The organism is Blastococcus sp. KM273129 (genome assembly GCF_021698995.1).
In the GTDB taxonomy this organism is placed as follows: Bacteria; Actinomycetota; Actinomycetes; order Mycobacteriales; family Geodermatophilaceae; genus Blastococcus.
This window is the reverse complement of the sequence record NZ_SSXB01000202.1, coordinates 1-404: the sequence shown is the minus strand read 5'-3', so window position 1 is coordinate 404 and position 404 is coordinate 1. Positions and strand designations below refer to the sequence as shown.

At 77.2% G+C, this 404-nt stretch carries 1 protein-coding gene; it reads left to right on the top strand.

Translation table 11 applies throughout. The annotated features are described in order from the left end of the window. A partial coding sequence (locus E9565_RS22030) for a rhodanese-like domain-containing protein (RefSeq protein WP_236828903.1) occupies positions 1-404 on the top strand: 404 nt, incomplete at both ends.

Genomic DNA, 404 nt, shown 5'->3' with positions numbered 1-404 from the left:
CCGGTGACCCTGCTCGGCGAGACCGCCGAGGACGTGGCGGAGGCCCAGCGGGAGCTGGTCCGGGTCGGCATCGACCGGCCGGCCGCGATGGCCACCGGCACGGTCGAGGACTGGTCCGGCGGCGGGCCGCTGCGGGCCTACCGCACCGCCACCTTCGCCGACCTCGCCGCCGAGTTCACCGCCGGCCGCAGCCCCGTCGTGCTCGACGTGCGGCGCAACCAGGAGCGCGCCGAGCGGCACGTCGCCGGTTCGCTGCACATCCCGATCCACGAGGTGCTCGAGCGCCTCGACGAGGTCCCGACCGGGCCGGTGGCCATCGCGGCCGGCCGGTCGATGCCGACCCGGACCAGCTCCCGCTGGGCCTCCGCCACGTCCTCGGCGGTCTCGCCGAGCAGGGTCACCGG